The organism is Dryocola boscaweniae (assembly GCF_025215095.1).
GTDB lineage: Bacteria > Pseudomonadota > Gammaproteobacteria > Enterobacterales > Enterobacteriaceae > Dryocola > Dryocola boscaweniae.
In genome coordinates this window covers 124870-148436 of sequence record NZ_JALHAP010000079.1, presented here as the reverse complement: position 1 = coordinate 148436, position 23567 = coordinate 124870, and the positions used below count along the sequence as shown (strand labels likewise).

The window sequence follows — 23567 nt, the reverse complement described above, 5'->3', positions numbered from 1 at the left end:
TTCCTCATAACCCTGCTTTCAAACTTGCTTCGATAAATTTGTCCAGATCGCCATCCAGTACGGCCTGCGTGTTGCGGGTTTCAACCCCGGTACGCAAGTCTTTGATACGGGAATCATCAAGGACGTAAGAACGAATCTGGCTACCCCAGCCGATATCCGATTTGTTGTCTTCCAGCGCCTGCTTCTCAGCATTTTTCTTCTGCATTTCCAGCTCGTATAACTTCGCTTTCATCTGCTTCATGGCCTGATCTTTGTTCTTATGCTGCGAACGGTCGTTCTGGCACTGGGTGACGGTGTTGGTCGGAATGTGGGTAATACGTACCGCAGATTCTGTACGGTTAACGTGCTGACCGCCCGCGCCTGACGCGCGATATACGTCGATACGCAAATCGGCCGGGTTGATTTCGATATCAATGTCGTCATCCACTTCCGGATAGACGAAGGCAGAGCTAAAGGAAGTATGGCGACGGCCGCCGGAGTCGAAAGGACTCTTACGAACCAGACGATGCACGCCGGTTTCGGTGCGCAGCCAGCCAAAAGCGTATTCGCCCTGAATTTTGATCGTCACAGACTTGATGCCCGCCACTTCGCCTTCGGATTCTTCAATGATTTCTGTTTTGAACCCGCGCGCTTCGGCCCAGCGCAAATACATACGCATCAACATGCTTGCCCAGTCCTGCGCTTCGGTACCACCGGAGCCTGCCTGGATATCGATGTAGCAGTCGGCGCTGTCGTAATCGCCTGAGAACATACGACGGAATTCGAGCTGCGCCAGTTTGGCTTCAAGCTGATCTAACTCAACAACGGCTTCATTGAAGGTTTCTTCGTCGTCGGCTTCAATAGCAAGCTCCAGCAAACCGGAAACATCTTCCAGCCCCTGGGTCATTTGATCCAACGTTTCGACAATCGCTTCCAGTGCAGAACGCTCTTTACCCAGCGCCTGCGCGCGTTCAGGTTCGTTCCACACATCAGGCTGTTCCAGCTCTGCGTTTACTTCTTCCAGGCGCTCTTTCTTGGCATCGTAGTCAAAGATACCCCCTAAGAACGTCGCTGCGCTCTGTGAGGTCCTGGATGCGGTTTTTTACCGGGTTAATTTCAAACATGTGTAATATCTTATGTTGGGGACTAAGACGAAAATGCGGTCGTAAACCGGAAAGTTTACCGGAATTACGCCACATTTTATAGCTTTGGTTGGCTTTATAACGCCCAGATATGGTCGATTAAAAGCTGCACTGTTCGGTTACCGCGAAACTCATTTACATCGAGCTTGAAAGCCAGTTCGACTTCGCGAACGCCGTTGTCCGGCCAGTGAGCGGTATCGACATTAAAAGCGATGCCGTCCAGCAGCGGGCCGCCGCCCAGCGGTTCCACCATCACCTTCAGATGACGCTCGCCGACCAGCCGCTGTTGCAGCAGGCGGAACTTACCGTCGAACAGCGGTTCCGGGAACATCTGCCCCCAGGGACCTGCATCACGCAGCATCTCGGCGATTTCCAGCGTCATTTCCGATGCGGCAAGCGCGCCATCGGACCAGATTTCGCCTTGCAACAGCGCAGGATCGAGCCATTCCCCCACCAGTTCGCCGAAGCGCTGGCGGAACTCTTCAAAACGCGCTTCTTCAAGGGACAGCCCCGCGGCCATGGCATGGCCGCCGAATTTTAGCATCAGGCCTGGATTCAGCGTATCCAGCCGCTCCAGCGCATCGCGCATATGCAGCCCCTGAATTGAACGCCCGGAGCCTTTAAGCGTGCCGTCGCCTGCCGGCGCAAAAGCTATCACCGGACGGTTGAAGCGTTCTTTAATACGCGAGGCAAGAATGCCGACCACGCCCTGATGCCACTCGGGATGATACATCGCAAGGCCATACGGCAACTCTTCGTTGCTGCGCTCCAGCTTTTCGCACAGCGTTAACGCTTCAACCTGCATGCCCTGCTCTATCTCTTTGCGGGTTTGATTCAGCGCGTCGAGTTCGTTCGCGAGCATGCGCGCTTCGCCGATGTTTTCGCTAAGCAGTAACGCCACGCCGACGGACATATCGTCCAGACGCCCCGCCGCATTCAGGCGCGGCCCCAGAGCAAAGCCCAGATCGCTGGCCGCAAGCTTATGGGGTTCACGATTGGCGACCTCAAGCAGCGCGCGTATGCCCGGACGGCAAACCCCTGCGCGAATACGGCTTAAACCTTGCCAGGTAAGGATGCGATTGTTGGTATCAAGAGGCACAACGTCTGCCACCGTACCCAGCGCCACCAGATCCAACAGTTCCGCCAGATTTGGGATCGCAAGCCCCTGCTGTTCAAACCAGCCGCAGTCGCGCAGATGCGCGCGCAGAGCGAGCATCAGGTAAAACGCAACGCCTACGCCTGCGAGTGATTTTGACGGGAATTCGCAGTCAACCAGATTCGGATTGATGATGGCTTCCGCAGCCGGAAGCTCCGAACCGGGCAGGTGGTGATCTGTCACGATCACAGGAATGCCCAACTTATGCGCGCGGTCAACGCCGCTGTGCGATGAAATACCGTTATCAACCGTCAGAATCAGTTGCGCACCGCGGGCATGGGCCTGATCCACTACTTCCGGACTTAAGCCATAGCCATCCTCGAAACGGTTCGGTACCAGATAGCCCACGTTTGTACCACCAAGGCTGCGTAACGCCAGCACGCTCAATGCCGTGCTGGTCGCACCATCGGCATCGAAATCTCCGACGACGATAATACGTAGCCCTTCACGAAACGCGTTATGCAGGATTTCAACAGCTTTTTCCATGCCGTTGAGCTGCTTCCAGGGCAGCATCCCTTTCACGCTGCGTTCCAGATCCTGTTCGCCACGCACTCCGCGACTGGCATAGAGACGTTTTAACAGCGGAGGTAAACCCGCCGGTAAGACCGCCGTGTCATCCACCACCCGGCGACGAAGTTGCTTTTGCTGTTTCACCCGTTATTGACCACTTACTTTGCTCAGTTGCTGGTGCGCATCCAGCATTTGTTTCATCTCTTTTGGCCCCTGGTAACCAGGAATTACCGTACCGTTACTCAGCACGATAGCTGGCGTACCCTGCACGCCGAACTGCACGCCAAGGTTGTAATGGTTAGCAATATTGGTTGCACAGGTCGCAGAAGGAACGGCATCGCCTTTCATTGCGGCATCAAACGCTTTGTTGCGGTCTTTTGCGCACCAGATGGATTTCATGTCGCTTTCGGCCTGGCTTTGCAGCCCCTGACGCGGGAACGCGAGGTAACGCACGGTAATACCGAGCGCGTTATAGTCTTTCATTTCTTCATGCAGCTTGTGGCAATAGCCGCAGGTGATGTCGGTGAATACGGTAATAACGTGCTTTTCCTGGGGCGCTTTATAAACAATCATTTCTTTTTCAAGCGCGTTCAGTTTGCCTGTCAACAACTGGTTGGTGACGTTTACCGGCTGCGCGCCGCTGACGTCATAAAGCGGGCCCTGAATAATATGCTTGCCGTCTTCGGTCACATACAGCACGCCGCTGTCGGTTAAGACGGTCTTCATGCCGGCAACGGGTGCGGCCTGGATATCTGCATTTTGAACGCCCAGCTTCGCCAGGGATAGCTTGATTGCCGCATCGTCAGCGTGAGCAAAACCGGAGACAGATGCCGCCAACAACGAGAGCAGCAAAATACCTTTTTTCATCATGATTCCTTTATTCTGGCACTCACGCCCGTGGGTGGTGCTGTTGATGTAGCTGACGCAAACGTTCGGTCGCTACATGAGTATAAATTTGTGTAGTAGACAAATCGCTGTGCCCAAGAAGCATCTGTACGACACGTAAATCCGCCCCGTGGTTCAGCAAATGCGTAGCAAAAGCGTGGCGCAGGACGTGCGGAGAGAGTTTTTCGCTATCGATTCCCGCAATTACCGCGTAATGCTTGATGCGATGCCAGAAGGTTTGCCTTGTCATCTGCTGCGCCCGTTGGCTCGGAAACAGCACGTCGATAGACTGTCCGTTTAACAACCACGGACGGCCATGCTCAAGATAGTTTTCCAGCCAGTAAACGGCTTCCTCGCCAAGCGGCACAAGCCGTTCTTTATTCCCTTTGCCAATCACCCGCACCACGCCCTGACGCAGGCTGATATCGCTTATTGATAAACCTACCAGCTCGGACACGCGCAGGCCGGTAGCATACAACAATTCCAGCATCGCTTTGTCGCGTAACTCGATGGGCTGGTCAAGACATGGAGCCTGAAGCAGCCGCTCAACCTGCGCTTCGCTGAGATCTTTTGGTAAGCGCTGCGGTAATTTAGGTGATGAAAGCAAGGCGCTCGGATCGTCATCGCGCGCTTTCTCGCGGTAGAGATGCTGAAATAAACGGCGTACAGCGCTTAACATGCGCGCGGAGCTGGTGGCTTTGTATCCCCCCTCCAGTCGTTCAGCAAACAGCGACTGAAGATCGCCCGCCTGTACCGTCAATAACGTTAAACCGTGACGCTCTAACCATTCCACAACCATTTTCAAATCGCGGCGGTACGAGGTCAGCGTGTTCTCGGCCAGATTTTTTTCGAGCCAAAGCGCATCAAGAAACTGTTCAATACGAGCCAAATCCTGTTCCACTGAAGCCTCACTTAAGCTTGAATTCTGTCCATTATGCATGATGCGTAATGGGATCTGGTACACTTGCCAGCCTGCACGTTATTAAATGAGTTGTTATCGCTATGAACATTGGCCTTTTTTATGGCTCCAGCACCTGCTACACCGAAATGGCTGCCGAAAAGATTCGTGACATCATCGGCCCGGAGCTGGTGACGCTCCATAACCTGAAAGATGACTCCCCTGCGCAAATGGAACAGTACGATGTACTGATCCTCGGCATCCCAACCTGGGATTTTGGCGAACTGCAGGAAGACTGGGAAGCCATCTGGGATCAACTGGATAACCTGAATCTGGAAGGCAAACTCGTGGCCTTGTACGGCATGGGCGACCAGCTAGGCTACGGCGAATGGTTCCTCGACGCGCTGGGTATGCTGCACGACAAACTGGCTCCCCGCGGTGCGCAATTTATCGGTTACTGGCCAACTGAAGGTTATGAGTTTACAAGTGATAAACCTATTACCGCCGATGGAAAATTATTCGTTGGCCTCGCACTGGATGAAACCAACCAGTACGATCTGAGCGATGAACGCATTCAGAACTGGTGCGAGCAAATTCTGGGTGAAATGGCTGAGAAGTTCGCATGACAGGTGCTTAAGCCTGGCCGTTACCGCTCGCCTGCTGTTGCAACATCAGGCGACGTAAATCCCGCCACTCGCCAATATCCATGCTGTCGGCCGCCAGCCACAAATGCTGGCATCTTGTTTTCCGCGTCTGGCGGATTCGTAGCATCATGCCGCTGCGCAGCATCCATGGCGTGCCGACTATTTCCCACTCTTTATCCTGCCATTTCAGATGATAATTCGTCAGCAGTTTGATCTCGCCATGTGTTGCATGAATCCGGCGTTGACTGCGTACGCTGTCAAAAACCACCAGAGAAAGTAAAAGCATCCAGATAAGCGTATAGCTCATCGGCCAGGGTAGAAGCAGCACAATTAACGCAAGCAGCCCGTGGGCTAACAGGGATAACCACTGCGCCCGCCAGGAGACGCGAAGATCAGATTGCCACAGGACCACGTTCTCTATTCCGTGTTTGGATAAGCTTCACCATACGCTGCAACGCTGAGTCTGCCGGTTCACCATGATTCATCAACCAGTTAAAGAGGTCGGGATCATCACATTCCAGAAGGCGGATAAATAACTGCTTATCCTCATCGCTTAACGTGTCATATTCATACTCAAAGAACGGCATAATCGAAATATCGAGCTCGCGCATTCCGCGGCGGCACGCCCAGTGGATTCGGGCTTTGTTATTGATATCCATGTGCTCTTTCCTGCTTAAATGACGTGTAAGATACGAATGCTAGTGTAACTTGTTTTCGCCGCATGTATTACCTGAATGTTGCTATCTGCGTACTGACTCTGGAGAAATAGCCGCAACGCGACATCGTTACATTTGCGCTGCGAGGTAACTCGAAACGGCACAATTCGCGTCATCAAACTGCTTGCATTGGCGAGTGGCTCTTTTACCATTAACGACATTCACCCGTTGGATAACCCAGGACAAAATATGGCTTTCAACCCGTTTCCTCCCCGTCAACCTACAGCCGCAGCTCGCCTGCCACTGACGCTGATGACGCTCGATGACTGGGCGCTAGTGAATGTGACTGGCGCAGACGCTGAAAAGTACCTGCAAGGGCAGGTCACCGCCGATGTAGCACTGCTGGGATCCAACCAACATCTGCTTTGCGCCCATTGCGACGCCAAAGGCAAGATGTGGAGCAACCTGCGCCTGTTCCATCGCGGCGAAGGTTTTGCCTTTATTGAACGTCGCAACCTTTATGAAGCCCAGCTTTCGGAGCTGAAAAAGTATGCCGTGTTCTCAAAGGTTACGATGACGCCTGACAACGAAAGCGTCCTGTTGGGGCTTGCTGGTTTTCAGGCTCGCGCAGCGCTGGCGAATCTTTTTGCGGCCCTGCCGGACGCACAAAATCCTGTCGTACAGGACGGCGCAACCACTCTGCTGTGGTTTAACCTGCCAGCCGAGCGTTTCCTGCTCGTCACCGACGTAGCCACGGCGCAACGGCTTACCGAAAACCTACGCGGTGAAGCGCAGCTTAATGACAGCCAACAATGGCTGGCGCTGGATATTGAAGGCGGCCTGGCGGTGATTGACAGCGCCAACAGCGCTCAGTTTATTCCGCAGGCGACGAACCTCCAGGCGCTGGGCGGTATCAGCTTTAAAAAGGGCTGCTATACCGGCCAGGAAATGGTGGCGCGAGCGAAGTTTCGTGGCGCTAACAAACGCGCGCTTTGGTATCTCGCAGGCAGCGCTTCACGTCTGCCGGAAGTTGGCGAAGACCTTGAGATGAAAATGGGCGATAACTGGCGTCGTACCGGCACAGTACTTGCCGCAAGCCATCTGGACGACGGACGTGTGCTTATTCAGGCCGTAATGAATAACGATCTCGAACCAGACAGCGTTTTCCGTGTACGGGAAGATGGCGGCAGCGAGCTGGCCATCGAACCACTGCCTTATTCATTAGAAGAGAGTTAATCATCTGGCAAATGCCCCTGCGCTGCGGGGGCAATCGCATCAGCGAATATATAAATAGATGGCGAGGAAGTGGCACACGCTGCCGCCGAGTACGAAGCCATGCCAGATAGCGTGGTTATAAGGAATACGTTTGCAGACGTAGAAAATCACGCCAAGAGAATAAATAATTCCGCCAATTGCCAGTAGCGCCACGCTGCCTGCGGCGAGTTTCACCGCCATCTGATAAATAACTACCAGCGACAGCCAGCCCATCAGCAGATAAGTCACAAGCGATAAGACCTTAAAGCGATGCGCGATAGTGAGCTTAAACAATATTCCCGCCAGCGCCAGGCTCCAGATTACAATCATCAGCCCACGTGAAAGCGGTGAATTAAGTCCTACCAGCAGGAACGGCGTATATGTTCCGGCAATCAAGAGATAAATGGCGCAATGGTCGAATTTTTTCAGCCAGCGTTTGGCGCGCTCATGGGGGATGGCGTGGTACAGGGTGGAGGCGAGAAACAGCAAAATCATGCTGCCGCCGTAAAGGCTGTAGCTGGTGATTGCCGTGGCGCTGGCGTTTGTATCCACCGCCTGAACCAGCAACAGAACCAGTCCGACAATGCCGAATACCAGCCCGATGCCGTGACTAATACTATTGGCTATTTCCTCAGCCAGCGAATATCCCAGCGCTTTAATTGGTTTGTCAGCCATAAGGCTACTCCAGGTGAGACTTAAGATGAAAAATGCAGCACGGTTAGCATAACTGAGAATGATTCCAGCGAACACATGTGCGCTAAAATAAATCTGCCGGCGGCAAGCGGCGCGCCTGTACAATCGGCATATCTGCCTTAAATACCTGGAGAATAGCTATGTCCCCCCACGCTTTTGGCGAGATGAGCGATGTGATTGATTTTCTGATGGAAATCGACAAGCTCAAACTCGTTGAGCGACGTACAAAGATAATCGGCCATGGCCGCCCAGAAAATTCAGCCGAACATAGCTGGCATTTTGCCGTTGCAGCGATGAGCTTTGCCCCTTTCGCACCTGCAGAAGTAAATATTTCACGGGTGGTACAAATGGCATTGTTGCATGACATTGTTGAAATCGATGTGGGTGATGTCCTGGTTTATGATTTAGCCGCACGCGAAGCTATCGCAGAAAAAGAAGCGCTTGCAGCAACGCGGCTGTTTGGTTTATTACCCGAGCCGCAGAGCCGTGAATTTCTCAAACTCTGGCTGGAATACGAAGCAGGAATAAGCGCCGATGCACGCTTTGCCAGCGCGCTGGATCGCATTTTGCCCATACTGCAAAATCTACATAATGAAGGACAAAGCTGGCGCGAGAATAATATTTCTCTTGAGCAAGTATTAACCCGCAATGCACAGGTGGGCGAAAGCTGGCCGGAATTATGGCAACATGTCGTCAGCCATTTATATGGTGCGCAGGAAAAAGGCTGGCTGCGCTAAACTCTCTTACCGGCTCACGGCTGAAACTCAGGAAGATGTACAATGTTTACTCACGCGGCGATTGCTAATCTCAACGGCCTGGAAATGATGGTCTACAACTATGTCATTAAAAATCGTGACAAAGTGATGTATATGACCATCCGCGAACTGGCCGACGGCGCGGGAGTTTCCACGACCACCGTGCTGCGCTTTTGCCGCAAGCTGAACTGCGAAGGTTATTCCGAGTTTCGCGTACGTTTTAAATTATATCTGGAACAAAACGATGAGCAGTTGGTTAATTTTGGCCCCAGCGAAATAATCAGTTTTTTTAAAAGCACTAACAATGAAGATTTCGATAATTTAATCGATCATGCGGTCGATATTATTTGTTCTTCAGAGCGAATTATATTTGTCGGCGCTGGGACCTCTGGCGCTTTAGCAAAATATGGCGCACGTTTCTTTTCTAACGTCGGAAAATTTAGTAATCATATTGACGATCCTTATTTTCCCGTGACTAACGATATGGCAAAAAACGCGCTCGCAATCGTGCTCTCCGTTTCGGGTGAAACAGAAGAAATCCTGCGCTTTGCCAGCCAGTTTAGCCTGCACAATTGCAAGGTATTGTCGGTCACCAGCCACGAGAACTCTTCTCTGGCAAGGCTTGCCGACTTTAATATTTCCTGGCATATTCCGCTGACCCGCGTAGGCGGAGTTTATGACATCACGACGCAAATCCCCGTTATATATATTTTAGAAACCATTGGCCGCAAGCTGGCGAAAAAAATGGCAGAATAAAACATATTGTTTTTTAGCTGTAACAAATCACAAGCGTCGCCATTTGTTATATCGTGACAATTAAATCTCATTTGTTAGACTCCACGACAGAGCTAATTAACGCAGCATCATTTTGTGATGTATCGCACATTATTTTTTGGCGCGGACAGTGAGATTAAAAAATATGAAAAAACTGACATTACCGAAAGATTTTTTATGGGGCGGCGCGGTTGCTGCGCATCAGGTTGAAGGCGGCTGGAACAAAGAAGGTAAAGGTCCAAGCATCTGCGACGTGTTAACCGGCGGCGCACACGGCGTTCCTCGCGAAATCACAAAGGAAGTCATTGCGGGGAAATACTACCCGAACCATGAAGCCATCGACTTCCACGGCCGTTACAAAGAAGACATCAAGCTGTTTGCCGAGATGGGTTTCAAATGCTTCCGCACCTCAATTGCGTGGACGCGTATTTTCCCGAAAGGTGACGAGCAGCAGCCCAACGAAGAAGGTCTGAAATTCTACGACGATATGTTCGATGAGCTTCTGAAATACAACATCGAGCCGGTCATCACTCTCTCCCACTTCGAAATGCCGCATCATTTGGTCACCGAATACGGCGGCTGGACCAACCGTAAGGTCGTTGATTTCTTCGTGCGTTTTGCTGAAGTGGTGTTCGAGCGCTACAAGAGCAAAGTGAAATACTGGATGACCTTTAACGAGATCAACAACCAGCGTAACTGGCGCGCGCCGCTGTTCGGCTATTGCTGCTCCGGCGTGGTATACACCGAGCACGATAACCCTGAAGAAGTGATGTATCAGGTTCTGCATCATCAGTTTGTAGCAAGCGCCATGGCGGTGAAAATCGGCCATCGCATTAACCCTGAGATGCAAATCGGCTGCATGCTGGCGATGGTGCCGCTCTACCCGTTCTCCTGCAAACCTGAAGACGTTATGTACGCCCAGGAATCCATGCGCGAGCGTTATGTCTTTACCGACGTTCAACTGCGTGGCTACTACCCGACTTACGTACTTAACGAGTGGGAACGCCGCGAGTTCAATATCAAAATGGAAGCGGGCGACGAGCAAATTCTGCGTGAAGGCGTGTGTGATTACCTCGGTTTCAGCTACTACATGACCAACGCCGTAAAAGCAGAGGGCGGTTCGGGCGACGCACTGTCTGGTTTCCAGGGCAGCGAACCAAACCCGCACGTTAAAGCCTCCGACTGGGGCTGGCAGATTGACCCGGTTGGCCTGCGTTTTGCGTTGTGTGAATTATATGAGCGTTATCAGAAGCCGCTGTTTATCGTTGAGAACGGCTTCGGCGCTTACGACAAAGTTGAAGAAGACGGTTCTATCAATGACGATTACCGCATCGATTATCTGAAAGCTCACGTTACGGAGATGATGAAAGCAGTTACCTACGACGGTGTCGATCTGATGGGCTATACCCCGTGGGGTTGCATCGACTGCGTCTCTTTTACCACCGGCCAGTACAGCAAGCGCTACGGCTTCATCTACGTGAATAAGCATGATGACGGCACCGGCGATATGTCTCGCTCCCGTAAGAAAAGCTTCAACTGGTATAAAGAAGTTATCGCCAGCAACGGCGAAAATCTCTAATCAGTAAACGGTGGATGGCGCTGCGCTTATCCACCCTACGTTTCGAATACTTTCGGCGGTCGGGTAAGCGTCAGCGCCATCCACCCTACGTTTCGGGTGCTTCCGTAGGTCGGGTAAGCGCTAGCGCCACCCGACATAAAGTTTTAGCCTCTTAAACTGGCAGAGCAAACCGGAAACACGCCCCGCATTCAGGCTTTTCCACAAGCGTAATGTCGCTGCCGTGAAGCTGCAGCATCTGGCGTACAATCATTAATCCCAGACCGCCTGCTCGTAGCCGCGACTGACTGGCAATCGAAGGGCGAACGAACAGCCCTTCTTTAAGCTCCTGCGGAATACCCGGTCCGTTATCGCTCACCTGAACCAGCACTTTCTCGCCTTCTTTCCATACGCGTACGGCTATAGTGCCCTGCTCCGGCACGTGACGAATCGCATTATCAAGCAGATTGGTAAAAATGCGCTCTATCATGCCGAGATCGGCATCTATCAGCGGCAAACCGGGCTGAATATCCGCCAGCATCTGCTGCTGGCGGGTTTGCGCGGCCAGTTCAAATTTCTGAAAGACGTCCTGCAAAAGCTCAGCGAGAGAAAACTGCTCTTTTTGCGGTTTCACCACGCCATATTCCAGACGCGCAAGTTCAAACAAGGACTGCGCCAGAGCCCCTACTTTTTGGCTCTGGCCAAGCGCAATGTCCAGATAGCGTTTTTTGTCCGCTTCAGAAAGCGTGGCGGACATGACGGACAGGCTCTCAAGATAGCCATGCAGCGAAGTCAGCGGCGTGCGCAGGTCATGGGAAATATTAGCGATAAATTCACGGCGAAGCTGGTCTTGCTGAGATAAACGATGCCACTGCTCGGCAATGCGCCGGGCCATGCTGATAACCCCCTGACGCAGCAGACCGATTTCATCTTTGCCTTTCTCATTGCTAAGAGGAAGCGCGGCCATCGTCTGCATCTCTTCTATGCCGCCCATCTCAAGCGCGTGGACCTGACGGGACAGATCGCGCAGCGGGCGAGTTATCCAGCGGAAAGCCAGTCCCCCGACTATCATGCCAAGCAAGGCGACAAGGCTGATTGAGATCAGCACGATCTTCAGCAGCGCGTTAAAGTGCGCGTCGTTATTTAGCGCGCTGTAGTTTTCCCCCAGCAGGATCACGTAAAGATAGCCTCTGAGCTGTCCGTCCTGAAGCATCGGCGCCACGCTAAATACTTTCCTGGAGTCGATGCTGCGCGGATCGTCGCCGTAAACGGGATATTTCTGCTCGTTTAAAGCAGCCTGAATGGGGGCTAAATCGACCCGCTGGCGTTTTATGTGTCCATCCGGCGCCGCATCGCCAATGATATTGCCTTCTTTATCAAGCAGGTAAACCTCAACGCTTGGATTGACCGACATCAAATGGTCAAACAACGTGCGAACCGAGTCTTTGTTAAGCCCGTCCTTACCGAGCAGCGGATAGCTCTGGTTGATATGCTGTGCGAGATTGCTTGAGAGCTGCTGAATAACCGCCTGACTGTATTGCGTGCTGGTGCGAACCTGCATCCAGCCCATGAGCGCGCAGGAGGCGAAAAGCAAAATTGCAAATACCAGCGTCAGGCGCTGTGAAAGGGAAAAAGTTCGCATGGGTTACTCGCGTGGCTGTGCGGTGAATTTGTAACCTTTACCCCAGACGGTGCGGATAAAGTTCGGTTCCGCCGGGTTGTCTTCAATCTTGATTCGCAGACGATTGATGTGCGTATTAACCGTATGTTCGTAACCTTCATGCTCATATCCCCACACCTGATTAAGCAGGTTCAGGCGGGAGAAGACGGTTTCCGGGTTTCTGGCAAAGAAATAGAGCAGATCGAATTCGCGTGGCGTGAGATCAACAGGAACATTGTTAAGCTGCACATCGCGAGTCAGCGGATCGATAGTCAGCGTGCCGAAGGTGAGCGTGCCCGCGTCAAGCCGCAAATTCTGGCTCATCGCCTCCTGGCGGCGAAATAACGCTTTAACGCGCGCCACCAGTTCCAGCATGGAAAAGGGCTTGGCAAGATAGTCATCAGCGCCAAGTTCAAGGCCAAGCACCCTGTGCGTTTCACCTGAACGGGCGCTGATAATGATAATCGGCGTATAGCGGGTCATGGTGCGTGCAAAGCGGCAAATTTCCAGCCCGTCCACGCCTGGCAGCATCAGATCGAGAATTAACGCATCCCATCCGCCCTGCTTAAGCTTATCCATGCCGGTATTACCATCTGCGGCATGGGCTATCTCAAAACCTTCTTTCCGCAGATGCAATTGTAAAAGCTCGGCGATATTTTCATCGTCTTCCACTATTAACAGCTTTTTCGCCTGATTCACTTGCCTACTCCCACACGCACGTCGTGTTGAAAGTCTACACAACAAGCACGCTGGAAGTTGTCACATTTTGTTGAACTCTGGCGCTACTTCCCTCCGGCCAAATCAATAAAGCTGCCTGTAACATAAGACGCTTTGCTGCTTAATAACCAGACGATTGCCTGCGCAACTTCTTCCGGTTGCCCGCCACGCTGCATGGGCAGAGAAAATTTCACGCGATCAACTCTTCCGGCTTCACCGCCGGTTGCATGCATATCGGTATAGATAAACCCGGGACGTACGCAGTTAACGCGAATACCCTGCGCCGCGACTTCCAGCGAAAGCCCGGTGGTTAGCGTATCTATCGCTCCTTTTGAAGCTGCGTAATCGACATATTCACCCGGCGAACCCAGGCGTGCCGCAGCGGAAGAAACGTTAACAATCGAACCGCCTTCTCCGCCGTGGCGATAAGCCATGCGTTTGACTGCTTCACGGCAGCAAAGGAAATAGCCCGTAACGTTAGTCGCCAGCACGCGGTTGATACGGTCTGCCGTCAGGTTTTCGATAGTGGATTGCTGGAAGAGAATGCCGGCGTTATTGACCAGCGCGGTAACCGCGCCAAAGGCGTTGTCGATTTCAGCAAACATTGCCAGCACCTGCAGTTCATCGGCGATGTCCGCTTTGATAGCCAGCGCTTCGCCGCCCGTAGCGCGAATGGTATTGACCACCTCATCAGCGGCCTGTTTGTTACGCAGGTAGTTAATTACGACTTTATAACCGTGCCGGGCAAGCAGAATGGCGGTTGCCTTGCCAATGCCGCGGCTGCCGCCGGTGACCAGAACTGTTGCCATGTTTCCTCCAGATGTCCAGGTAACACAAAGGGCACCGGGGTGCCCTTAATTGCTTTACATGATGGATGACGCTTCGCTTTTCCACCCTACCTATCTCCCCGTTAGCTCTCCCTTGAGGGAGAAGGTCAGGGGGAGATCGAAGCTACTTTACTGGTATTCGCTCATCGGCACGCAGGAGCAGAAAAGGTTACGGTCGCCGAATACATCATCCAGACGCTTGACGGTCGGCCAGTATTTATTGCTGTGACCTGCCGGGAAAACGGCCAGCTCGCGGGTATACGGATGTGCCCACTCGGTCACGATTTCGTCCTGAGTATGCGGGGCGTTCACCAGCGGGTTATCGTCCAGCGGCCATTCGCCACGCGCTACACGATCGATTTCAGTACGGATAGTCAGCATCGCATCGATAAAGCGATCCAGCTCCAGCTTGCTTTCGGATTCCGTTGGCTCAACCATCAGCGTGCCCGCAACCGGGAAAGACATAGTTGGCGCATGGAAACCAAAATCAATCAGACGCTTAGCAATATCCAGCTCGCTGATGCCGGTTTCTTCTTTCAGCGGACGGATGTCGAGAATACATTCGTGCGCCACGCGGCCGTTCGCGCCGGTGTACAGCACCGGGAAAGCAGACTGCAGGCGGCTGGCGATATAGTTCGCGTTCAGAATCGCTACCTGGCTTGCTTTTTTAAGGCCTTCGGCGCCCATCATGCGGATGTACATCCAACTGATGGGCAGAATCGAGGCGCTGCCAAACGGGGCCGCAGAAACCGCGCCCTGCTGGGTCAGCATCTCTTCAACCTGCACTACGCTGTGACCCGGCACAAACGGAGCCAGATGCGCTTTCACGCCGATTGGCCCCATGCCCGGACCGCCGCCGCCGTGGGGAATGCAGAAGGTTTTGTGCAGATTAAGGTGCGAAACGTCCGCGCCGATATAGCCCGGGGAAGTAATGCCGACCTGGGCATTCATGTTCGCGCCGTCGAGATAAACCTGCCCGCCGTACTGGTGAACAATCTGACAAACTTCACGAATGGTTTCTTCGTAAACGCCGTGCGTGGATGGGTAAGTCACCATGATGCAGGAAAGCGCGCTGCCCGCCTGCTCCGCCTTCGCACGCAGATCCTGAAGATCGATATTGCCCTGTTTGTCGCATGCGACAACGATCACTTCCATGCCAGCCATTTGTGCAGAAGCCGGGTTAGTGCCGTGCGCGGAGCTTGGGATCAGGCAGATATTACGACCCGCTTCGTTGCGGCTTTCATGATAGCGACGAATCGCCAGCAGACCCGCATATTCGCCCTGCGCACCGGAGTTTGGCTGCATGCACAACGCGTCATAACCGGTCAGTTTCACCAGCCAGTCGGAAAGCTGGGAAATCATCTGATGGTAGCCTTCCGCCTGATTCGCCGGGCAGAACGGGTGCAGTTCGGCAAATTCCGGCCAGGTAATGGGGATCATTTCCGCCGCGGCGTTCAGCTTCATGGTGCACGAACCCAGCGGGATCATCGCCTGGTTGAGCGCCAGATCTTTACGCTCCAGAGAGTGCATGTAGCGCATCATCTCGGTTTCGCTGTGGTAGCGATTGAACACCGGGTGGGTCAGGATTTCGTCGTCGCGCAGCATTTCCGCCGGAACAGACAGGCTGTCGCCGGCAACGTCCTGATCCAGCTTGTCGATTTCCAGGCCGTGGTTATCGCCCAGCAGCACGGTGAACAGCGCCTGCACGTCTTCGCGAGTGGTCGCTTCGTCAAGCGTAATGCCGACCGCGCCCAGAATATCGCTGCGCAGGTTGATTTCGTTTGCTTCGGCACGAGCCAGAACGGCGGCTTTATCAGCGACTTCGACACAAAGCGTGTCGAACCAATGTTTGTGACGCAGCGCCAGGCCTTTCTTTTGCAGGCCCGCGGCGAGAATATCGGTCAGACGATGGATACGGCCAGCAATGCGTTTCAGGCCATCTGGACCATGAAATACCGCATACAGGCTGGCGATGTTGGCCAGCAGCACCTGAGAAGTGCAGATGTTGGAGTTCGCTTTCTCGCGGCGGATATGCTGCTCACGGGTCTGCATTGCCATGCGCAGCGCGGTGCGGCCAGCAGCATCGCGAGAAACGCCGATAATACGGCCAGGCATGGAACGTTTGAATTCATCACGCGCGGCAAAGAACGCCGCATGCGGGCCGCCGTAACCCATCGGCACGCCAAAGCGCTGTGCAGAACCAAAGACGATATCTGCGCCCTGTTTACCCGGTGCGGTGAGCAGCACCAGCGACATAAAATCAGCGGCTACGCTTACCACAACTTTGCGTTGTTTCAGTTCAGCAATCAGCGCGCTGTAATCGTGCACTTCGCCAGTGGTGCCAACCTGTTGCAGGAGCACGCCGAATACGTCCTGGTGATCCAGCACTTTTGCTGCATCGTCGACAATTACGTCAAAGCCAAAGGTTTCCGCGCGGGTACGCACCACGTCCAGCGTTTGTGGATGAATGTCCGCCGCCACGAAGAAGCGGTTGGCATTTTTCAGCTTGCTCACGCGTTTTGCCATCGCCATTGCTTCTGCGGCAGCGGTTGCCTCATCCAGCAGCGAGGCGGAGGCGATGTCCAGCCCGGTCAAATCCAGAGTTACCTGCTGGAAGTTCAGCAGCGCTTCCAGACGACCCTGAGACACTTCCGGCTGATAAGGCGTGTATGCGGTGTACCAGCCCGGATTTTCCAGCATATTACGTAGAATCACCGGCGGCGTTTGCACCGCGGCATAACCCATCCCAATGTAAGTTTTGAAGCGTTTATTCCGGCTGGCAATGGCTTTTAGTTCCGCAAGCGCTGCGAATTCTGTTGCCGCTTCACCCACCATCGGCGGCTGTGCGAGCTGAATATCAGCCGGAACAATGGTGGAGATAAGTTCATTTAAAGAGGCGGCGCCCACGGCCTCCAGCATTTCGTGCTGTTGCTGGGCGGACGGGCCAATATGGCGGGCGATAAACGCTTCGTGGTTTTCAAGGCTACGTAAGGACTGGGTCATGAGCGGTGATTCCTGAAATACATGCAGAACTTTAGCGGTGGATGGCGCGACGCTTATCCACCCTACAAAACAAGATTCGGTGAACATCGTAGGGCGGGTAAGCAGAGCGTCACCCGCCAGGTACAGTATTACTCGTTTTCCAGCAGGGCTTCATAGGCGGCGGCGTCCAGCAGGCCGTCCAGTTCGGACTCGTCGCGGGCTTTAATTTTAAAGATCCAGCCGCCGGCGTAAGGTTCGCTGTTCACCCGTTCCGGGGAGCCTTCCAGCTCGCTGTTTACGGCAATGATTTCACCGCTGATTGGGGCATAAATGTCGGATGCGGCCTTAACGGATTCCGCAACGGCGCAGTCGTCGCCAATGCTAACGGTAGAACCCACTTCCGGCAGATCGACAAACACCATATCGCCCAGCAGCTCTTGCGCGTGTTCGGTGATGCCTACGGTGTAGGAACCATCCGCTTCTTTACGCAGCCATTCGTGTTCTTTGCTGTATTTCAGTTCATTCGGCACATTGCTCATTGTTCTTTTCCTCTCTCAAAATTTACTGTGCGACGGCTTTGCCGGCGCGAACAAAAACAGGTTTAGTGACTTTTACCGGCATTTCGCGGTTGCGGATCTGCACGATGGCGGTATCGCCAATACCGGCCGGTACGCGCGCCAGAGCAATGCTGTAGCCAAGCGTTGGCGAGAAGGTGCCGCTGGTAATAATTCCTTCGCAGGCGTTGCCGGATTCATCGGTAAAACGAACGGGCAATTCATTACGTAATACGCCTTTCTCGGTCATGATCAAGCCAACCAGCTTCTCGGTGCCTTTTGCGCGCTGCGCTTCAAGGGCTTCACGGCCGATAAAATCACGCTCAGCGGGCTCCCATGCAATGGTCCAGCCCATGTTTGCCGCCAGCGGGGACACGCCTTCGTCCATTTCCTGGCCATAGAGGTTCATGCCCGCTTCCAGACGCAGCGTGTCACGCGCGCCGAGACCACAAGGCTTAACGCCCGCTTCAACAAGCTGCGCCCAGAAGCCTGCGGCCTTCTCGTTTGGCATGGCGATTTCATAGCCTGCTTCGCCGGTGTAGCCGGTGGTCGCGATAAACAAATCGCCCGCCTGCACGCCAAAAAATGGCTTCATGCCAGCTACCGCGCTGCGCTGTTCTTCAGTGAATAATGTTGCAGCTTTGGCCTGGGCATGCGGCCCCTGCACGGCAATCAGAGAAAGGTCGTCGCGTACGGTCACGTCAACCGCGAACGGTTCAGCGTGCTGGTTGATCCACTCAAGGTCTTTTTCGCGAGTGGCGGAGTTAACCACCAGGCGGAAGTAGTCTTCGGTGAAGAAATAGATAATCAGGTCGTCGATAACGCCGCCGGAGGCGTTGAGCATCCCGGTGTAAAGGGCTTTGCCCGGCTGGGTCAGTTTGGCAACGTCGTTGGCTACCAGATAGCGCAGGAATTCGCGGGTGCGGCTGCCATGTAAATCGACAATGGTCATGTGGGAAACATCGAACATGCCCGCATCGGTGCGTACCGCGTGGTGTTCGTCAATCTGCGAGCCGTAGTGCAGCGGCATCATCCAGCCATGGAAATCCACCATGCGCGCGCCGCAGAGATTATGCTGTTCAAACAAAGGGGTCTGTTGAGCCATCTTTTCCTCTTTAACCAACTGGTTACAAAGCGTTTTTACACTTTGCTTTCTGTCAGACGAAACCCGGCATCGCCACCGTTCCCGATAGCGACGCAAACGTTACCTTTGGTCTGAACTTACCACTGAAAGGACGTGTAAACCATAAGGGAAAAACAGCTATTGCATTAGCTTATGACCCAAACAGGCGATGCAGCATGCAGAGTATTCAACTGCAAAAATGCGAGGCAGTGCGCATAAACCGCAAGTGCTAAACGAAGAATTTAGAGTTAGCTAACATTTACGACCATTTCAGAAACAAATTCACTGCATCAAGAAAAACATGCCATTAAAAAAAGTAATCCGAAATTTAGCCTGAGATTAGAATATTTCAAATGAGGGAGGCGGATCCCTTTCCGAAGACCGGAAAGGGAAATGTGATCGACCTAACGTTATTGAGTTAGCGAAGCCAGGCCGGCAGATCCTGCAACCCCATCGCCTGCCGAACCAATTTCGGTTTCACGCCCGGAAGCGTATCGGCCAGTTTCAGCCCCACGTCGCGTAAAAGCTTTTTGGCTGGATTACTGCCTGCGAACAAATCACGGAAGCCCTGCATGCTCGCCAGCATCATCGCCGCGCTGTGCTTGCGGCTACGCTCGTAGCGGCGCAGATACAGATATTGACCGATATCTTTGCCCTGCCGATGCGCACGGCGAACTTCATCAATCAGCCCGGCGGCATCCATAAAGCCAAGGTTGACGCCCTGCCCGGCCAGCGGGTGAATGGTATGTGCCGCATCGCCCACCAGCGCGAGGCGATGCGCTGCGAAACTACGCGCGTAGCGCCCGGTTAGCGGAAAGATCTGACGTTCGCTTTCAACGCTGCAAAGCCCCAGCCGCATATCAAAGGCCACGGAAAGCGACTGGTTAAACTCTTCGGGCGAGGCGTTTTGCATACGCTCCGCTTCCGGCGGCGGCAACGACCAGACAATCGAGCATAAATGCGGATCGGAAAGCGGCAGGAACGCCAGAATGCCTTCGCCGTGGAAAATCTGGCGAGCCACGCCCTGATGCGGCTGCGCGGTACGAATAGTGGCAACCAGCGCGTGATGGCGGTAGTCCCAGAAGGTAAGCGGGATATCCGCCTGTTTACGTAGCCAGGAGTTGGCGCCGTCTGCACCGACGACCAGGCGCGCTGTCAGCATCGCGCCGTCTTTCAAGGTGATAAACGCTTCGTTTTCACCCCAGGCAACCTGCTGTAATTCAGCGGGCGCCATTAGCGTGACATCTGCGCACTGCTCCGCACGCTGCCAGAGCGCATGATGAATCACAGCGTTTTCAATAATGTGGCCGAGGTGGCTAAAACCATAGGTTTTATCATCAAAAGCAATGTGCCCGAAGCTGTCCTTCTCCCACACTTCCATGCCGTGATAGGCGCAGGCTCGCTGGGCGATGATCTTTGGCCAGACGCCAAGATGAGTCAGCAGCTTTTCACTGGCAGCGTTTATGGCCGACACGCGTAGCGCCGGGGGGGCGTCAGGGGCCTGCGGCTGCGGAAGATGATTCTCCAGTACAGCCACGCGAAGACCGCTGCCCTGCAGGCCACAGGCAACAGCCAGGCCTACCATGCCGCCACCAACAATCGCCACATCAACGCTTTGCAAATTGACTCTCCTTTAACGCGCAACCCAGCCAAGGGTGCGCTGTGCCAGCACATCGCGTGCCGGAGTAAAATGTTCCATCGCCATCAGGCCAAGATTACGCCCAATCACCAGTGGCGCCCAACGGTTGGCAAATAATTGCACCAGACCGTCCGTTACGCCAATAGTGGCGGCTTTATCTGTTGCCCGGCGCTGCTGATATTCTGCCAGTACCGGGTAACTGCCCGGGTCCTGCTGTGCCTGACAGGCCGCGGCCAGAGATTCTGCGAGCGACATAACATCGCGCAAGCCGAGGTTAAAGCCCTGGCCGGCAATGGGATGCAAAGTTTGTGCTGCATTGCCGACGAGCGCCACGCGGTGCGAAATCGCCTGTGAAGCGGTGGTCAGTGCGAGCGGATAGATATTGCGAGCGCCCGCGTGAGTTATGCGTCCCAGACGCCAGCCGAAGGCGCGTTGCAGTTCGTTGCAGAAGCGTTCGTCGCTCCAGCTTTTCACCTCTTCCAGCGCATCCCACGGATGGCACCAGACCAGCGAGCAGCGTCCGCCAGACATCGGCAACATTGCCAGCGGACCATGCTGCGTGAAACGTTCGAACGCACGGCCATTATGCGGCAGCGCGGTAGTGACGTTAGCAATAACGGCGATTTGCCGATAATCCTCCTGCTGCCAGGTAATGCCACACTGTTCCGCAAGCCCGGAACGCGAACCATCCGCCGCGACCAGAACGTTACCTTCAAGCACCGCGCCGTTATCGAGTGTAACGCTAACGCCATTTTCTTCACGAATGAAGGAAGCCACACGTTGCGGGCAATGCAGCGTAACGCCAGGCGCTTTACGTAACAGGGCAAACAGCCGCTGGCCGACATCATGCAGCTCAACAACCTGCCCCAACGCGCTAATCTGATAATCTTCTGCTTTAAGTGTGACAAAACCGGCGTGGCCGCGATCGCTCACATGCACAGAGGTGATTGCCGTGGCGCACGACGAAATGGCAGGCCAGACGCCGATGTTAGTCAACTGCTGGCAGGTGCCTTGCGCCAGCGCAATGGCACGAGCGTCGAAGCCTGGATGAATCGCTGAATCAGGCGCGGTGGCTTCTACCAGATGCACCGGCAGTTTACCGCCCGTCATTTTTGAGATGGCAAGCGCAAGCGTTGCGCCATTCATGCCGCCGCCGACAATGATTACGCTCATAGCTGACGCGCCGCCGCCATCAAGGCTTCGATGTCATCTGCGGATTTTACCACGCTCGCCGTCAGGTTTTCGTTACCTTCGGCGGTGATGAGGATATCGTCTTCGATACGAATGCCAATGCCGCGGTACTCCGCAGGCACATCCGCATCCGGCGCGATATACAGGCCCGGCTCAACGGTGATGACCATGCCTGGCTCAAGCACGCGGGAACGATCCTGCCCGTACGCGCCGACATCGTGCACATCCAGCCCCAGCCAGTGGCTCAGGCCGTGCATAAAGAACTGGCGATGCGCATTATCCGCAATCAGTTGGTCGACTTCGCCTTTAAGAATGCCAAGCCTCACCAGACCGCTAACCATAATGCGAATGACCTCGCCGGTTACTTCCTGCATTGAGGTGCCGGGGCGATAAAGCTTCAGCGCGGTTTCCAGGGATTCGAGAACGATGTCGTAAATGGCCCGCTGTGGTGCGCTAAATTTGCCGTTTACCGGGAAGGTGCGGGTGATGTCGCCTGCATAACCTTTGTATTCGCAGCCTGCGTCGATCAGCACTAAATCGCCGTCGCGCATTTCACTTTCGTTTTCGGTGTAATGCAGAATGCAGCCGTTTTCACCGCTGCCAACGATGGTGTTATAAGACGGGAAACGTGCGCCGTGGCGGCTAAACTCATGCAGAATTTCGCCTTCAAGCTGATATTCGAACATGCCCGGGCGGCATTTTTCCATCGCGCGAGTATGGGCGAGCGCGGTGATTTCCCCTGCCCGGCGCATCACGGCGATCTCTTCTTCTGATTTAAACAAGCGCAACTCGTGCACCCACGGACGCCAGTCTGTAAGCGTTGCAGGAGCGGAGAGATTCTGGCGGGAGCCGCGACGCAGCTTATCCAGCGCCGCAAACACGATGCTGTCAGCGTAATCATATTCGCCCTGGGCGTGATAGACGACATCCAGGCCATTCAGCAACTGATGCAGTTGTTCGCCAATTTCGGAAAAAGCCAGGGCGCGATCGACCGCCAGGGTTTCCGGCGCGGCTTCCTGCCCCAGACGACGACCAAACCAGATTTCGGCGGTTTTATCACGCAGCCGGTTGAACAGCACGCTGTGGTTGTGAGTTTCGTCGCTTTTGATAAGCACCAGTACCGCTTCAGGCTCGTTAAAACCGGTGAAGTACCAGAAATCGCTGTTCTGGCGGTACGGATATTCGCTGTCCGCGCTGCGTATTGCTTCGGGAGCCGCAAAAATTAGCGCGGCGCTGGCCGGAGCCATTTTCGCCAGTAGCGCCTGGCGGCGGCGAAGAAATTCCTGCTGAGTCATCACACCTCCTGAAGCTTATTGTTCTTAGTGAAGCGTTGGCTTACGCACTTCTGGCGCGGTTGGCACCGGACGGGTAAAGGTGTCGTGGCAAAGCAATGCGGCAACCCGCACGTACTCAATGATTTCTTCCAGCGACATTTCCAGCTCTTCCTGATCTTCATCCTCGTCATAACCAAGCTGGGCGATGTTGCGCAGATCGTCGATAGCCTCGCCGGTTTCGCCAGCGACTTTATCGAGCTTAGGCTGGGTGACGCCGAGCCCCAGCAGGAAGTGGTTCACCCAACCGGCCAGCGCGTCCGCACGGTCAAACACCGTGGTTTCATCGCCGTCTGGCAGGTAGAGCTTGAACAGAAAACCATCGTCTTCCAGGGCGTCGCCGGTTGCGCCATGCATATCGCGCAGGATATCGGCCAGGTTCTGGCTAAAGGCCAGTCCTTCGTTTGTCAGGTCGTGCAGCAGCGGTTGCCAGCTACTGTCTTTATTACCGCCGCACAGCATGCCGCTGATTAAGCCGTGCATTTCCGCGGGAGTGAGCCCCACGCCCTGTTGGTTCAAAAGTTGGCTTACGGCGTCGTAGCCTGGCATAGCGTTCTGTATAGACATGCGCATTCGTCATCGTTGGCAGGGATAGTTCATGTTATGCTACCACCAGGGACTCCGGGGCACCAGAAAAGGGCT

The 23567-nt window shown here is 54.2% G+C and carries 22 protein-coding genes; 5 read left to right on the top strand and 17 right to left on the bottom strand.

From position 1 onward, the window contains the following. Nucleotides 1-4: 4 nt before the first annotated feature. The 4 genes from prfB to xerD all read right to left on the bottom strand — a co-directional run bounded on the left by prfB (nt 5) and on the right by xerD (nt 4573). Nucleotides 5-1103, bottom strand: a protein-coding gene (gene prfB / locus MUA00_RS13210; RefSeq protein WP_121263943.1) for a peptide chain release factor 2 whose coding sequence is annotated in 2 segments (ribosomal slippage) — nt 5-1027 and nt 1029-1103 — 1098 coding nt in all. Because the reading frame shifts where the segments join, the coding sequence is not laid out codon by codon here. A 94-nt stretch (nt 1104-1197) separates the two neighbouring features. Beyond that, nucleotides 1198-2931: a single-stranded-DNA-specific exonuclease RecJ gene (gene recJ, locus MUA00_RS13205; protein WP_271123501.1), complete on the bottom strand. Its 1734-nt coding sequence runs from the start codon at nt 2929-2931 to the stop codon at nt 1198-1200. Between the two features lie 3 nt (nt 2932-2934). Beyond that, nucleotides 2935-3654 (bottom strand): bifunctional protein-disulfide isomerase/oxidoreductase DsbC, encoded by a 720-nt coding sequence (dsbC, locus tag MUA00_RS13200; protein ID WP_271123500.1) that lies wholly within the window; start codon nt 3652-3654, stop codon nt 2935-2937. Between the two features lie 22 nt (nt 3655-3676). Beyond that, a complete protein-coding gene (gene xerD, locus MUA00_RS13195) occupies nt 3677-4573 on the bottom strand; it encodes a site-specific tyrosine recombinase XerD (protein ID WP_271123499.1) in 897 nt (298 codons plus the stop codon). Nucleotides 4574-4674: 101 nt separating this feature from the next. Between xerD and fldB the strand changes: the two genes are divergently transcribed. After that, complete coding sequence (gene fldB / locus MUA00_RS13190) at nt 4675-5196, top strand: flavodoxin FldB (RefSeq protein WP_271123498.1); 522 nt, start codon at nt 4675-4677, stop codon at nt 5194-5196. Nucleotides 5197-5203: 7 nt separating this feature from the next. Here fldB and MUA00_RS13185 read toward each other — a convergent pair whose 3' ends face one another. Together MUA00_RS13185 and sdhE are read right to left on the bottom strand one after the other, a co-directional pair. Then, nucleotides 5204-5626, bottom strand: a complete 423-nt coding sequence (locus MUA00_RS13185; RefSeq protein ID WP_271123497.1) for a protein YgfX — start codon at nt 5624-5626, stop codon at nt 5204-5206. Next, nucleotides 5607-5873: an FAD assembly factor SdhE gene (gene sdhE / locus MUA00_RS13180; protein ID WP_121263928.1), complete on the bottom strand. Its 267-nt coding sequence runs from the start codon at nt 5871-5873 to the stop codon at nt 5607-5609. Before sdhE ends, MUA00_RS13185 begins: the two co-directional genes overlap by 20 nt. A 246-nt stretch (nt 5874-6119) precedes the next feature. Between sdhE and ygfZ the strand changes: the two genes are divergently transcribed. After that, nucleotides 6120-7106, top strand: coding sequence for a tRNA-modifying protein YgfZ (gene ygfZ, locus MUA00_RS13175; protein WP_271123496.1), 987 nt, complete (start codon nt 6120-6122; stop codon nt 7104-7106). A 39-nt stretch (nt 7107-7145) separates the two neighbouring features. Here the strand turns inward: ygfZ and trhA are convergent, their stop codons facing one another. Next, nucleotides 7146-7799, bottom strand: a complete 654-nt coding sequence (gene trhA, locus MUA00_RS13170) for a PAQR family membrane homeostasis protein TrhA (RefSeq protein WP_271123495.1) — start codon at nt 7797-7799, stop codon at nt 7146-7148. A gap of 158 nt (nt 7800-7957) precedes the next feature. On the opposite strand from trhA, the gene MUA00_RS13165 reads away from it, so the two are divergent. The 3 genes from MUA00_RS13165 (at nt 7958) to MUA00_RS13155 (ending at nt 10925) form a co-directional block, all read left to right on the top strand. Continuing rightward, complete coding sequence (locus tag MUA00_RS13165) at nt 7958-8554, top strand: HD domain-containing protein (protein ID WP_271123494.1); 597 nt, start codon at nt 7958-7960, stop codon at nt 8552-8554. Nucleotides 8555-8596: 42 nt separating this feature from the next. After that, nucleotides 8597-9328 carry a MurR/RpiR family transcriptional regulator gene (locus tag MUA00_RS13160; protein ID WP_271123493.1) on the top strand — a complete coding sequence of 244 codons (732 nt, stop codon included), beginning with the start codon at nt 8597-8599 and terminating at the stop codon, nt 9326-9328. 163 nt (nt 9329-9491) lie between these two features. Beyond that, on the top strand, nt 9492-10925 hold the full coding sequence (locus MUA00_RS13155; RefSeq protein ID WP_271123492.1) for a 6-phospho-beta-glucosidase: 1434 nt from the start codon (nt 9492-9494) through the stop codon (nt 10923-10925). Nucleotides 10926-11076: 151 nt separating this feature from the next. On the opposite strand, the gene MUA00_RS13150 is transcribed toward MUA00_RS13155, so the two are convergent. From MUA00_RS13150 to MUA00_RS13105, 10 genes are all read right to left on the bottom strand, one after another. Next, entirely contained in the window at nt 11077-12543 is a 1467-nt protein-coding gene (locus tag MUA00_RS13150; RefSeq protein WP_271123491.1) for a sensor histidine kinase, read from the bottom strand. 3 nt (nt 12544-12546) lie between these two features. Then, nucleotides 12547-13260, bottom strand: coding sequence for a response regulator transcription factor (locus tag MUA00_RS13145; RefSeq protein WP_271123490.1), 714 nt, complete (start codon nt 13258-13260; stop codon nt 12547-12549). A gap of 83 nt (nt 13261-13343) precedes the next feature. Then, nucleotides 13344-14087 (bottom strand): SDR family oxidoreductase, encoded by a 744-nt coding sequence (locus MUA00_RS13140; RefSeq protein WP_271123489.1) that lies wholly within the window; start codon nt 14085-14087, stop codon nt 13344-13346. Between the two features lie 147 nt (nt 14088-14234). After that, entirely contained in the window at nt 14235-17108 is a 2874-nt protein-coding gene (gene gcvP, locus MUA00_RS13135; RefSeq protein ID WP_271123488.1) for an aminomethyl-transferring glycine dehydrogenase, read from the bottom strand. 128 nt (nt 17109-17236) lie between these two features. Continuing rightward, nucleotides 17237-17626 (bottom strand): glycine cleavage system protein GcvH, encoded by a 390-nt coding sequence (gcvH, locus tag MUA00_RS13130; RefSeq protein ID WP_271123487.1) that lies wholly within the window; start codon nt 17624-17626, stop codon nt 17237-17239. Between the two features lie 22 nt (nt 17627-17648). Further along, nucleotides 17649-18746, bottom strand: coding sequence for a glycine cleavage system aminomethyltransferase GcvT (gene gcvT, locus MUA00_RS13125; protein WP_271123486.1), 1098 nt, complete (start codon nt 18744-18746; stop codon nt 17649-17651). Between the two features lie 436 nt (nt 18747-19182). After that, a complete protein-coding gene (ubiI, locus tag MUA00_RS13120; RefSeq protein WP_271123485.1) occupies nt 19183-20385 on the bottom strand; it encodes an FAD-dependent 2-octaprenylphenol hydroxylase in 1203 nt (400 codons plus the stop codon). Nucleotides 20386-20397: 12 nt separating this feature from the next. Further along, nucleotides 20398-21576 (bottom strand): 2-octaprenyl-6-methoxyphenyl hydroxylase, encoded by a 1179-nt coding sequence (ubiH, locus tag MUA00_RS13115; RefSeq protein WP_271123484.1) that lies wholly within the window; start codon nt 21574-21576, stop codon nt 20398-20400. Next, nucleotides 21573-22889 carry a Xaa-Pro aminopeptidase gene (gene pepP, locus MUA00_RS13110; RefSeq protein ID WP_271123483.1) on the bottom strand — a complete coding sequence of 439 codons (1317 nt, stop codon included), beginning with the start codon at nt 22887-22889 and terminating at the stop codon, nt 21573-21575. Before pepP ends, ubiH begins: the two co-directional genes overlap by 4 nt. Nucleotides 22890-22913: 24 nt before the next feature. Continuing rightward, the gene (locus MUA00_RS13105; RefSeq protein WP_271123482.1) at nt 22914-23492 is read right to left on the bottom strand and encodes a YecA/YgfB family protein; all 579 of its coding nucleotides are present in this window, start codon (nt 23490-23492) and stop codon (nt 22914-22916) included. Nucleotides 23493-23567 lie beyond the last annotated feature (75 nt).

What these genes read in the sequence shown, in the direction of transcription:
- dsbC (WP_271123500.1), bottom strand. Translation starts at nt 3,654, where the DNA reads ATGAAAAAAGGTATTTTGCTGCTCTCGTTGTTGGCGGCATCTGTCTCC.
- fldB (WP_271123498.1), top strand. Translation starts at nt 4,675, where the DNA reads ATGAACATTGGCCTTTTTTATGGCTCCAGCACCTGCTACACCGAAATG.
- sdhE (WP_121263928.1), bottom strand. Translation starts at nt 5,873, where the DNA reads ATGGATATCAATAACAAAGCCCGAATCCACTGGGCGTGCCGCCGCGGA.
- ygfZ (WP_271123496.1), top strand. Translation starts at nt 6,120, where the DNA reads ATGGCTTTCAACCCGTTTCCTCCCCGTCAACCTACAGCCGCAGCTCGC.
- trhA (WP_271123495.1), bottom strand. Translation starts at nt 7,799, where the DNA reads ATGGCTGACAAACCAATTAAAGCGCTGGGATATTCGCTGGCTGAGGAA.
- MUA00_RS13165 (WP_271123494.1), top strand. Translation starts at nt 7,958, where the DNA reads ATGTCCCCCCACGCTTTTGGCGAGATGAGCGATGTGATTGATTTTCTG.
- MUA00_RS13160 (WP_271123493.1), top strand. Translation starts at nt 8,597, where the DNA reads ATGTTTACTCACGCGGCGATTGCTAATCTCAACGGCCTGGAAATGATG.
- MUA00_RS13155 (WP_271123492.1), top strand. Translation starts at nt 9,492, where the DNA reads ATGAAAAAACTGACATTACCGAAAGATTTTTTATGGGGCGGCGCGGTT.
- MUA00_RS13150 (WP_271123491.1), bottom strand. Translation starts at nt 12,543, where the DNA reads ATGCGAACTTTTTCCCTTTCACAGCGCCTGACGCTGGTATTTGCAATT.
- MUA00_RS13140 (WP_271123489.1), bottom strand. Translation starts at nt 14,087, where the DNA reads ATGGCAACAGTTCTGGTCACCGGCGGCAGCCGCGGCATTGGCAAGGCA.
- gcvP (WP_271123488.1), bottom strand. Translation starts at nt 17,108, where the DNA reads ATGACCCAGTCCTTACGTAGCCTTGAAAACCACGAAGCGTTTATCGCC.
- gcvH (WP_271123487.1), bottom strand. Translation starts at nt 17,626, where the DNA reads ATGAGCAATGTGCCGAATGAACTGAAATACAGCAAAGAACACGAATGG.
- gcvT (WP_271123486.1), bottom strand. Translation starts at nt 18,746, where the DNA reads ATGGCTCAACAGACCCCTTTGTTTGAACAGCATAATCTCTGCGGCGCG.
- ubiH (WP_271123484.1), bottom strand. Translation starts at nt 21,576, where the DNA reads ATGAGCGTAATCATTGTCGGCGGCGGCATGAATGGCGCAACGCTTGCG.
- pepP (WP_271123483.1), bottom strand. Translation starts at nt 22,889, where the DNA reads ATGACTCAGCAGGAATTTCTTCGCCGCCGCCAGGCGCTACTGGCGAAA.
- MUA00_RS13105 (WP_271123482.1), bottom strand. Translation starts at nt 23,492, where the DNA reads ATGTCTATACAGAACGCTATGCCAGGCTACGACGCCGTAAGCCAACTT.